Origin of the sequence: Parahoeflea halophila, from assembly GCF_900220985.1 — a bacterium.
Classification (GTDB): domain Bacteria; phylum Pseudomonadota; class Alphaproteobacteria; order Rhizobiales; family Rhizobiaceae; genus Hoeflea; species Hoeflea halophila.
This window is the reverse complement of record NZ_OCPC01000001.1, coordinates 1,524,630-1,536,108: the sequence shown is the minus strand read 5'-3', so window position 1 is coordinate 1,536,108 and position 11,479 is coordinate 1,524,630. Positions and strand designations below refer to the sequence as shown.

General features: G+C 62.6%; 9 protein-coding genes. 2 read left to right on the top strand and 7 right to left on the bottom strand.

Annotated features, from left to right (window positions below; all coding sequences use genetic code 11):
• Window positions 1-11 precede the first annotated feature (11 nt).
• Both CRO46_RS07200 and CRO46_RS07195 read left to right on the top strand, forming a co-directional pair.
• Complete coding sequence (locus tag CRO46_RS07200) at window positions 12-1,109, top strand: M24 family metallopeptidase (protein ID WP_097106594.1); 1,098 nt, start codon at window positions 12-14, stop codon at window positions 1,107-1,109.
• Window positions 1,106-2,692, top strand: a complete 1,587-nt coding sequence (locus CRO46_RS07195; protein ID WP_097106296.1) for a hydantoinase B/oxoprolinase family protein — start codon at window positions 1,106-1,108, stop codon at window positions 2,690-2,692. Before CRO46_RS07200 ends, CRO46_RS07195 begins: the two co-directional genes overlap by 4 nt.
• Window positions 2,693-2,888: 196 nt before the next feature.
• Here the strand turns inward: CRO46_RS07195 and CRO46_RS07190 are convergent, their stop codons facing one another.
• The 7 genes from CRO46_RS07190 to CRO46_RS07160 are packed head-to-tail and all read right to left on the bottom strand — an operon-like array spanning window position 2,889 to window position 11,463.
• On the bottom strand, window positions 2,889-4,403 hold the full coding sequence (locus CRO46_RS07190; RefSeq protein ID WP_097106294.1) for a class I adenylate-forming enzyme family protein: 1,515 nt from the start codon (window positions 4,401-4,403) through the stop codon (window positions 2,889-2,891).
• 36 nt (window positions 4,404-4,439) lie between these two features.
• Complete coding sequence (locus CRO46_RS07185) at window positions 4,440-5,219, bottom strand: HpcH/HpaI aldolase family protein (protein WP_097106292.1); 780 nt, start codon at window positions 5,217-5,219, stop codon at window positions 4,440-4,442.
• 3 nt (window positions 5,220-5,222) lie between these two features.
• Window positions 5,223-6,770 (bottom strand): hydantoinase B/oxoprolinase family protein, encoded by a 1,548-nt coding sequence (locus CRO46_RS07180; RefSeq protein ID WP_097106291.1) that lies wholly within the window; start codon window positions 6,768-6,770, stop codon window positions 5,223-5,225.
• On the bottom strand, window positions 6,770-8,848 hold the full coding sequence (locus CRO46_RS07175; RefSeq protein WP_179758973.1) for a hydantoinase/oxoprolinase family protein: 2,079 nt from the start codon (window positions 8,846-8,848) through the stop codon (window positions 6,770-6,772). Before CRO46_RS07175 ends, CRO46_RS07180 begins: the two co-directional genes overlap by 1 nt.
• The gene (locus CRO46_RS07170; RefSeq protein WP_097106288.1) at window positions 8,845-9,624 is read right to left on the bottom strand and encodes an IclR family transcriptional regulator; all 780 of its coding nucleotides are present in this window, start codon (window positions 9,622-9,624) and stop codon (window positions 8,845-8,847) included. Before CRO46_RS07170 ends, CRO46_RS07175 begins: the two co-directional genes overlap by 4 nt.
• A 4-nt stretch (window positions 9,625-9,628) precedes the next feature.
• Window positions 9,629-10,906 carry a TRAP transporter large permease gene (locus CRO46_RS07165; protein ID WP_097106286.1) on the bottom strand — a complete coding sequence of 426 codons (1,278 nt, stop codon included), beginning with the start codon at window positions 10,904-10,906 and terminating at the stop codon, window positions 9,629-9,631.
• Window positions 10,903-11,463, bottom strand: a complete 561-nt coding sequence (locus tag CRO46_RS07160; protein ID WP_097106285.1) for a TRAP transporter small permease — start codon at window positions 11,461-11,463, stop codon at window positions 10,903-10,905. The genes CRO46_RS07165 and CRO46_RS07160 overlap by 4 nt, the downstream gene beginning before the upstream one ends.
• Window positions 11,464-11,479 lie beyond the last annotated feature (16 nt).

Below are 11,479 nucleotides of genomic sequence, written 5' to 3'. Positions count from 1 at the left end.
CAGGAAAGACCATGAGCCAAACCGAAAACCGCTTGAAGAAACTTCGCACCGTCATGGCCGAGACCGGCACGGATCTGGTTGTCCTTGGCCCGGGTGCGCACATGCACTGGCTGCTGGGTTTCCACCCGCACGGAGATGAACGGCCCTGTCTGCTGATGATCGGGCGCGAACGCGAGATGTTCCTGATGCCCGCGCTCAACGCCGAGGGAACCCGCGAGGAGACCGATATCGCGTTTTGCGAATGGTCGGACGACCAGGGCCCGGACGCGGCCCTTGCGCAGGCGCTGGACCGGATCGGTGTCAGCGGCGGGATCAAGGTCGTTCTCGACGAAACCATGCGCGCCGACTTTGCGCTCCTGGTGCTCGGGGCACTGCCCGGCGCCCGACACGATTTCACCGTCGACACGGTGGGTGCGTTGCGGATGCGCAAGGACGACGCCGAATTTGCCAAGCTCAAGGAAAATGCGCTCATCGACGACCGTGCCATGCAGGCCGGTCTTGCTGCGCTGAAACCCGGCGTCACCGAGCTGGAAGTCGCCGACGCCATCCGCGCCGAATTTGTCCGGCAGGGCGCAAAGCCCGAATTCACCATCGTCGGCTCCGGCCCGAACGGGGCCTTTCCGCATCATGCTACGGGCAATCGCAAGCTTGAGACGGGGGATGCCGTGGTCATCGACATCGGCGGCCGCAAGGACGGGTTTCCGAGCGACATGACGAGGATGGCCGTGATCGGTCATGCGCCCGAGGGCTATGAGGAGGTTCACGCAATCGTCGAACGTGCGGTTCAGGCGGCGATGGCTGCCGCGCGCCCCGGCGTCAGGGCGATGGATGTGGACGCCGCGGCGCGCAACGTTATCGCCGAGGCCGGCTATGGCGAATATTTCGTCCACCGGCTCGGGCACGGACTGGGCATCGAGGTACACGAGCCACCTTACCTGACCTCGACCTCCGAGACCGTGCTCGATGAAGGCATGGTGTTCTCCATCGAGCCCGGCATCTATCTTCCCGGCCGCTTCGGCCTGCGGCTTGAGGACATTGTCATCCTGCGCGCCGACGGCCCCGAAGTCCTCTCCTCGCTGCCGCGCGATGTTCACGTGGCCGGAAAATGAGCGCAGCCGCACAGGATCCGATCACCTTCAGCGTCATCCAGGCCGGGTTGACGGCGGCGGCAGACGAGATGTTCGCCGTGCTCAAGAAGACGGCGATGAGCCCGATCATCTACGAGGTGCTCGATGTCGGCACCGGCATCACCGACGCCAGGGGCGAGCTCGTCTCGTCCGGCGCCGGGATTCCAACCTTCGTCGGGGTGCTCGACAAGGCGGTCAAGCGCATCCTCGAGATCGAAGGCACCGGCAATCTGCGCGAGGGGGACCTCTTCGTCACCAATGACCCGGCCTATGGCGGGGTCACGCATCTCAACGATGTCGTGGTTGCCATGCCGGTGTTTGCCGACGGGGTCCTGGTCGCCTGGACCGCATCGATCGCCCACTGGAACGACATAGGCGGCATGACGCCGGGATCGATGTCGACAACAGCAAGCGAGATTTTTCAGGAAGGCTTGCGGCTGCCGGCGGTGCGGCTGTTTCAGGCCGGCGAAGTCTTGCAACCGGTCTTCGACATCATCATGGCCAATTCCCGGCTGCCGGATTTCGTGCGCGGTGACCTCTGGGCGCAGGTCGCTGCCAGCCGCCGGGCAGGAACCCGGGTGGCGCAGCTGGTCGAAACCTATGGTCTCGACACGTTCAGGGCGGCGCTGGAAAACCTGTTCGAGGAAGGCGAGCGGCGCGCGCGCGCAGGCCTGGCGCTGCTGCCGAAGGGCATCTTTCGCATCGAGGAACAGCAGGATGACGGCGCGCTCTGGCAGGCCGAGATCCGCATCACTGAAGACAGCTTCACGGTCGATCTTGCGGCCAATCCGGAGCAGCGCTCGGCCCCCTACAACACCAGCCGCGACGGCGCGGTGATTTCCTCGCAGATGATCTTCAGGGCGCTGACGGATCCCACTCTTGCCGCCAATGCCGGGTCATTCAGGCCGTTGAAAGTCATCACAAGGGAAGGGACCATCTTCCATGCCACCGGGACTGCCCCGCACGGCTATTACTTCGAAACCCGGATACGGCTTTACGACATGCTGTGGCAATGCATGGCGCGGGCGCTGCCCGGGCGGATGCCGGCGGGGCATTTCGCCTCGATCTGCGGGACGGTTCTTGCCGGCGACCATCCTGACACCGGCCGCCGCTTCACCATGGTCGAGCCGCAGATGGGCGGCTGGGGCGCGACGGCCGAGCGCGACGGGCTCGATGCTATGTATTCCGCCAGCCATGGCGAGACCTTCAACTGCCCGGTCGAGATCTGCGAGACCCGTTACGGCATCGATGTCGGCTACAAGCGCCTAAGCGAAAGCGCCGACGGCAAGGGCCTGCATGCGGGCGGCAGGGGGCTTTCGGTCTCCTACAGGCCGCGTGGACGCACTGTGCTGGCAGGCGGCTACAGCCGCAACAAGGTTCCGGTCTGGGGCCTGAATGGCGGCGAGGCCGGCGGCACCAATGCAATCTCCGTCACCCGAAAGGACGGATCGAGCCGGAGCTACGCCTTCATAAGCGGCCTCGTGATCGAGCCGGGTGACGAGATCATTGTCTCGACCGCCAATGGCGGCGGCTGGGGAAGCCCGGTCGCAGACACAAAGGAGTGAGCCGGCCGTCCGCTGCCTGTTGTGCTGCCTCCGCCGGCGCCAGATAATACTGCACCGTGATTGGTGCTCTCCGGACCCCCGGACGCCACAAAGTCCCTATCTGCCGCTCTCCGCATGTCTCGCGGGGCTCCAGCGGATCCGAACGAGGCTGAGCATGCCGCCTGCCAATGAACCATTGTAGACGCAGCTCTGACGGCTAATCTTGATTCAGCCGCTCTCTCAGTTCGGTCTTGAGCACCTTGCCGTAATTGTTTTTCGGCAGGGCCTCTTCGAAGACATAGCTCCTGGGGCGCTTGAAACCGGCGATGAGCGAACGGCAATGAGCGTCGAGATCGGCGACGGCCGGTATTTCGGTATCGGAAGCAACGATGAAGGCGACGACCTCCTCGCCCCATTCGGCACTGGGCCGACCGACCACGGAAACTTCCGCCACGCCCGGGTGGATGAGCAAGGCTTCCTCGACCTCGCGCGGGTAGATATTGGTGCCGCCCGAGATGATGACATCCTTGGAGCGGTCATGCAGGGTGAGATAGCCATCCTCATCGAGCGAGCCCATGTCGCCGGTCCACAGCCAGCCATTCCTGATGCTTTGGGCGGTGGCATCGGGGTTTTTCCAGTATCCCTTCATCACCGGCGCACCAGAGGCGACGATCTCGCCGATCTCTCCCACGGGCTTGTCCTCGCCGTCCTCGCCGACCACACGGATCGCGACGCAGGACTGCGCGGTGCCGACCGAAGCCAGCCGTTCACGCCATCTGGGATGTTTGCGGTCCGTGACATCGTCGCGCGACAGCGAGGTCAGCGACATCGGGCATTCGCCCTGGCCGTAGATCTGGACGAACCGGGCGCCGAATTGTTTTGTCGCTGCCTCGATGTCGGAGAAATACATCGGGCCGCCACCGTAAACGATGGTGCGCACGCCTTCTCCCGCATAGCCCGACTGCCGTGCGGCCGCCAGCCAGCGGCTGATCATCGTGGGGGCGGCGAACATGGTGACGTTGCCAAGCCGCGGCGCAAGGTCCGAGAGTTCGCTCGGATCAAACCCGCCCGAGGCAGGTACGACATGGCGGCTTCCGCGCAGAACGTGCATGAAATTGTAGAGCCCCGCACCGTGTGACAGCGGTGCGGCATAGACTGCTGCATCCTCCGGCAGGACGTCATCCACATCGACGAAATAGGCATAGGCCATTGCATGAAGATTGGCGTTGGTCAGCATCACTCCCTTGGGCTTCCCGGTTGTCCCCGAGGTGTAGAAAAGCCAGGCCAGGTCATCGGGCGCACGCGGCTCCGGTGCGGCAAGCGGTTCGACTGCCGTATCGAAAGCGGGGCCGGCTGCGAGATCTTGCATCGTGCACGTGGATGGCAGCAAGGCAGCCAGTTCCTCGGCGCCCGAGACAAACACAACCCTGGCTCCGGAATCCTCGACAATGAAGGCGGCTTCGCGCGGATGTAGCTTGGCATTGATAGGCACGGCCACTGCGCCACAAAACCAGATGCCATAAAGCAATTCGAGATAGGCCGGGCTGTTCTTCATGAAGACGGCAACCCGGTCGCCGGGCCTGACGCTGTGCCGGGCGCGCAGGAAGGCGCCAACGCCCGCGGCATTAGCGGCAAACCCGGCGTAAGTTGCCACCAAATGTTCGCCCGACAAAAGTGCCGGTCTCTCCGGCTCGCGCCTGGCCGTGCGGACGAGCCATTCTGCCAAATTCATATTGTTTCTCCATGATCCCGCGCACGAGCCATCGTTTCAACTGCTGTTACCCGCAAATGCATTACGCATGGCGGCACAGCCCGCCCGGGCCGATTGCATCAGAAAAGACTGGTCGGTACCCAGTACAAAAAGATTGCAGCCACCAGCGCTCCACTCAGCCACGGCCGAAGCATCAGACAAGAACATTCCGGCGGATTTGCCGGAGTCCTGCGCAGCAGACATCACTTGCGCGGCCAGCCCCTTGATCTCCGGCATCGAAGGATCTGTCATGCCATTCGATACTGCAAGATCCACAGGCCCTACCAACAAGCCGTCAACGCCAGCCACCGCGGCGATCTCTCGGGCTACGGAGACAGCGCTGGGATCTTCAATCTGACAGATCAAGACGGTTTCCAGCGGTTGAGCCTGCAGATGTTTCTTGATACCGCGCGTGCCGTAGTCCGCGGCGGCGGTCGAAGGTGAGAAGCCACGGTCAGCGTCATGTTTCATCATGCGGGTGAGGGTTTTTGCCATCGCTTCGCTGGCAACCTGCGGCGCAACAATGCCGGCCGCACCGCAATCCAGTGCCGTTGAAATCCACGCTCCGTTGACTTCCGGGATCCGGACCAACGCGGCCAGGTTGGCGGCGCGGGCGGCAAGCATCGCAATCGCGAGGTTCTCGCGTCCAAACGGGGCATGCTCGGCGTCGATGACTACGAAGTCAAACCCGCAATGCCCCAGCATCTCGATCACGGCGGGATCGCGGAGCTTGACGAATGTGCCGATCAAGGGCGCGCGGGCGCGCAGCCTGTGAGCAAATTGCTGGCGCAACGGCATGGCTCAGGCCTGTCCGTAACCGCCACCCCCAGGCGTGATCATGAATACCTCGTCATCCGGGTTCATCTCACGCTTGCGGGTATCAGCCACATCCTGACCGTTGATCTGGAAGGATCCCTTGGCCCCGTCGCCACCACCGAAAACGCCTTCAGGGCCGTGCGACAGACGGCTCGGGATGGTGTTGAGCAGCCAGCGCGAATTTGTGCGCATCCGGTAGCCGATCCGCTGGCCGTCGCCGCCGGGCTGGCGGCCTTTTCCACCCGTGCCGCGCTCCAGTTCCTTGCAGGTGAATGCGATCGGGTAGGAAGCCTCAAGCACCTCGACGGGGACCGCCGAAACGCCGGTGGGATAGCAGATTGCCGAGAGGCCCGGTTTGTGAGCGCGTGCGCCCATGCCGCCGGAATAGTTGAACATCGAACTGGTGAACGGCTTGCCACTCGTATCCTTGCCCTGGATCTGGATGGTCCAGACCGCGCCGGAGCCTTCAGCGATCACCGCGTCGGGCAGAATCTGTGCCAGCGCTTTCAGGATCGGGAACGGCACGTACATGCCGACCACGTGGCGGGCATTGACCGGCGACGGGTACTGTGCGTTGACCACGCACGCGTCGGGAAGCTTGAGCTTGATCGGCGCCAGCGAGCCCGCATTGTTGGGCAGATCCGGGTTGAGCGTCGACCGGATGGCAAAGGTCGCGTAGGCGTGTGTGTAGGCAGGGACCACGTTGATACCCATGGCGCTGGGCCCGGAGGAACCATCGAAATCGATGGTGATCTCGCCCGCGTCCGGATCGACGGTCACCGCCGTCTTGAGTTCGATGACCTCGCCGCCGGGCACATCGAATGTCGATGCGCCATGCCAGGTTCCCGCTGGCAGCTTGGCGATCGCCTCACGGGTCGCCTTCTCGGAGCGGGCTATGATCTCTTCGGACAGTTCGGAGATGTCGTCGAGGTCATAGCGGTCGCAGAGTGCATTGAGCCGCTCCGCAGCGATCATACCACTCGACACCTGGGCACCGAGGTCGCCCATAAGTGCATCGGGTGTGCGCACGTTGCGCTTGATGATCGAGAACAGCGTCTCGTTCGGCCGACCCTCCTCGTAAAGCTTCATCACAGGAATCCAGAGACCCTCCTCGTGGATGTCGCGTGCGCCCGAGCCGATACCGTATCCGCCGATATCCGAATGGTGAATGGTCGACCCCGCATAGGCGATTATTCTGCCATTGCGGAAGATCGGCGAGATGATGGTGATGTCGAAGAAATGGCCTGCCGACATCCAGGGATCGTTGGTAATCAGGACGTCGCCGGGGCGAAGCTTGTCCATGTCGGTGTGATCAAGCAGGTTGCGGGCAGCGGCCGCAAGCGAGTTGATGTGGCCGGGTGTTCCGGTGACGGCCTGCGCCACCATCCGCGCCTTCTCATCAAAGAGGCCGTTGGCGAGGTCGCCCGCTTCGCGCACGATCGGGCTGAAGGCGATCCGCTGAAGGGCCCTTGCCTGCTCACTGACGATGCCGATGAGGTTGCTCCACAGGATCTGAAGTTCGACGCCGTCCATTACGAGGCTCCCTTTGTCTTTTCCGCCACGATGCTGCCGCTGGCATGCAGGGTGGCAACCCAGTTCTCGAGTACGAAGATAGTGGTCTCGCGTTCCTCGATTATGGCGGGACCGGCAATGCGGTCCTCCGCCGTAATCATCGCGCGCTGGTAAACAGCAACCGATTGCGGTTCGCCGCCGATGAAGACATTGCGGCTTTCGCTGCGGCGCTCGGCTCCCGCCTGTGCCTGGCGTGCAGCCGGGCGGTCCGCCTGGGCACCGCTGGCTGTTACCAGCCAGTTGACAATCTCGATGCCCATGCCTGCGAGCTTTAGACCGTACTGGCGGTGATACTCGGTTTCGAACAGGTCTTGTATGCGCCGCGTGTCGCGCGCCGACACCACGTCGGCGGGCAGGTTGATCCGCACTTCCGACTGCTGGCCGGCATAGCGCATCTCCACCGCGTAAGCGAAGCAAGCTTCGGAATCGGGAATGCCAGCTTCACGCAACGCGTCACCGCCTTCCTTCATCATGCTTTGCAAAACGCCATCCACTGCAGCCCAGTCCAGGCTTTCGAGCGGCGAGACAAGGCTGCGAACGAGGTCGATCTGCGCCGGAGTGACCAGCGTTCCGAAGGCCGAGAGCACGCTTGCCAGCGGCGGATATATCACCTTGGTACTTTCGGTCAGTTCCGCGACCATGCAGGCATGTACCGGTCCGGCGCCACCAAAGGCCAGCAGTGGAAGGCCCCGATAGTCAATGCCGCGCTCGGTGGCGTGGGTCCGGGTTGCAGCGGCCATCTGTTCGCAAACCACTTCAAAGACGCCCCAGGCCGCCTGCGAGCGCGGCAGGCCTAGCTTGCCGCCCAGATCGTCCAGCGCCGTCTCGGCGGCTGCAGTGTCGAGCTGCATGTCGCCGCCCAGGAAGCGTTTCGGGTCGAGAATGCCCAGTACTACGTCCGCATCGGTGACACAGGGATCGGTTCCGCCGCGGCCGTAGCAAGCCGGCCCGGGCATGGAGCCCGCGCTCTCCGGTCCGATCTTGAGCAGACCCAGATCATCGACGGAGGCGATCGACCCGCCACCCGCGCCGATCTCGATCATGTCGATCGAAGGCACGGTGATCGGCATGCCGCTGCCCGGCTTGAATCGGTAACGGCGGTCGACCTCGAAGGTGCCGGTAACCAGCGGTTCGTGGTCCTGCACGATGCAGGCCTTGGCCGTGGTACCGCCCATGTCGAAGGAAATAAGGTCGGGAATGCCAAAGATGCGGGAGAAGTAGCACGCAACCAGCGCGCCGGCGGCAGGGCCGGATTCGATCATGCGCACCGGTATGGTGCTGGCGCGCTCGGCGCCGATGACACCACCGTTGGACAACATGATCAACGGCTGCTGGGAAAAGCCGCGGGTCTTGAGTTCGGTAATCAGCGCTGAGAGATACGGCCGGGTGATCGGGACCGTGTAGGCGTTGATGGCCACGGTCGAGGCGCGCAGGTATTCGCGCATCTGCGGCGCGATGACGCTTGAAAGCGAGACATAGATGTCCGGCGCCTCCTCTGCAAAAATGCGACGCACCTCTTCCTCGTTGGCACCGTTGCGGTAGGAATTGAGGAAGCAGACGGCGACTGAGACGATGCCGGCCTGGCGGCACTTGCCGATGATGTCCAGGATTTCCTGGCGATCGACGGCGACGTCGACCGTGGCATCGGCGAAAGTGCGCTCGCGAACCGTAAACGTGCGCTCCATCGGGATCAGCGGTTCAGCAAACTCGATCTGCGGATCGTACATGTCATAGCGATGCTCTTCGCGGATATAGAGCACATCGCGAAACCCTTCGGTCAGCAACAGGGCTACCGGCGGACCCTTGCGCTCGATCAGTGCGTTGGTGACCACCGTTGTGGCATGAACGACTACGTCGTCCACATCGGCCGGCCCGATGCCGGCCTTGCCCAGAACCAGATCGACACCGCGAAAAAATCCCTCCAGCAGATTGTTGTGGGTGGTCAGGGTCTTGTCGACGTAGCTTCCGCCGTCGGAAGCCAGAAGCACGGCGTCGGTAAAGGTTCCGCCAATGTCGATGGCGAGCGAATAACGTGTCATGTCGGGTACTCCGTGCATCCCAAGTCCATGGAAATTGCGCGCGCGGCTTGGGTCACCGCTGCGCAGAGGCCTGCGGACGGTTCAGGCGGAATATCCTGCACCGAGCCGGCAATTGTGATGGTGGCGACGAACCGGTTCTCGAGATCGAAAATCGGAGCGGAGATCGCATTGAGTCCGCTTAGGGTTTCTTCCGGGGCGACGGCCCAACCGGTCTTGCGCGCGCGGGCGATTTCGGCCTCGAGGCGGGCCGGATCAACGGGCTTTCCGTTGGGCAGGGTGTTATGGTTTGCGGCAAGCACCGATGGCAGCAGGCCCGGATCACCGAATGCGAGGGCAATCTTTCCCTGGGCCGAGGCATGAAAGGCGAGGAGCGCTCCGGGCTTGGTGACGATCTGGACGGGAGAATCGACGCGAATGATGTCGACCACCCGCATGGCGCTTTCCTCCGGAATGGAAAGCGTGCAGGTGAACGCCACCTTGTCGCGCAACTGAACCATGACCGGTCGGGCGGTGCTGGTCAGCTGGGTTCCGTCGGCGATCGCCTGACCGACATGGAACAGTTTCAGTGTCAGCCGGTAGCGCTCGGTGACCGGGTCCTGCCGGACGTAACCTATGTTGCTCAGGGTTTGCAGGTAGCGATACACCTTGGCCCGCGGCATGCCCAGCCGCTTGGCCAGGTCCGTGACGCGCACCGCTTCGTTCATCGGCGCCATTTCCTCTATAATCTGGAAGGCGGCGATTGCGGAATGATTGTTAATCTTGCTTGTGTCTTTCATCTCGTTACCCCGGGAAGAGTGCTGGCAGCGAAAGTGTCAGAAACGGCACGAAAGCGACCAGAGCTAGGATGACAAGGGCGATGCCGATCATCGGCAGAATGGCGACGGCGACTCTTTCCAGAGGTGTCCTGCCGATCGCTGACACGATGAAGAGGCAGAGGCCGACCGGCGGAGTGATCATTCCGATCATCAGGTTGAGAACCACCATCACACCGAACTGGACACGGTCGATTCCCAGCAGCGGGAAGATCTCGTTGAGGATCGGCATCACCAGAACCAGAGCCGCCAACGGCTCCAGGAACAGGCCGAGCAGCAGCAGCACCAGATTAAGCAGAAGGATCAGAACCCATGGCGTGGAACTGATGTTGAGCATCTGGGCGGCAATCTCGCGCGGGATATTCTCAATGCCGAGAATGAACGAGGTCATGCTGGCCATGGCGACGATCAGCATCACGCCGGCGGTCATCGTCGCCGCCTCATAAAAGGAAGAGAAGATCTTGCGGGCATCGAGGGTGCGATAGAGAAGGAGCCCGACAGCGAGTGCATAGACCACTGCCACTGCGGCAGCTTCGGTGGGCGTGAACACCCCGCTTCTGATGCCGCCTACGATGATGACCGGCAGCAGCAGCGCGGGTACTGCCTTCAACGCCAGCGATGCACGTTCGTCGGCAGGGACTTCGGGCGGCAGCGGATGGTCTTCGCGGCGAGCCTTGATCAAAGCGTAGACGAGTAAGCCGGCGCAGAGGGCGAAAGCCGGGAAGATGCCCGCCAGGAACAGGTCGGCAATCGAGGTCCCGGTCAACACGCCGTAGAGGATGAGGGCCAGCGACGGCGGCACAAGCGGTCCGAGAATGGATCCGGCAGCGGTCACAGCCGCTGCATATTCAGGCTTGTAGCCGTCGCGTTTCATCGCCGGGATCATGACGCTGCCGATGGCCGACGCTTCAGCGGTAGCAGCACCGCTGACACCCGAAAACATCATGCTGGCGATCACGTTGACAGCGGCCAGTCCGCCGCGAACCCGGCCCACGAGCATCTGGGCGAAGCGGACGATCTGGCGGGTGAGATCGGCCGAGTTCATCAGGTTGCCGGCAAGAATGAAGAAGGGGATGGTCAGAAGCACGAAATTGTCGATGCCGGCGATCATCTTCTGCGGAAAGCCGATCATCAGGTGCATCTGGCCGTTGACGATCAGATAGGCAATCGAGGACAGGCCGAGACTGAAGGCAACCGGGATGCCGATGATCAAGAAGCCGAGAAAGCTGAGCAAATAGAGGGTCACTGGCCCGGCCCTCCATGCGAGGCGGCAAGGTCCTGGAGCGTTCGTCCATCTGCCCAGGCGCGAAGATAATGGACGATGTTGATCGCGATGCGCAGGCCGAGCAGCATCATGCCCAGCGGCAAAGCAAAATAGACCCAGAAGACAGTCGGCGCCGCCGGGGCACTGGAACCGAATATATCTCCGAGAATGAAGCTGATCGCCGGGATCGGCTGTGATCCTACGAGCTTTGCGTAGAGATAGCCGTACCAGGCGAGCGCTCCGCACATGGCTGCCGAAAGCACGCCGCCGACAATGGCGAGCGCAAGCGCCGGCACGCGCGGCAGCGAATCAGCCAGGATCGAAAGTGCCGCAATCTCACCGCGCTCGAAAGCAAAGACCATGGCCAAGAAAGAGCACCAGATCAAAAGGTAGCGGCAGAGTTCCTCCGACCAGAGCAGCGAGGAGTTGAAGCCGTAGCGCATGATGACCTGGGCGGTCATCACCGTCAGCAGCGTGGCCATCAGCATAACCAGAAGTGCCTTGAGGCCGGTTCGAAAGACAAGATGAAATGCAGTCATTGTCGCGATGCCTCCT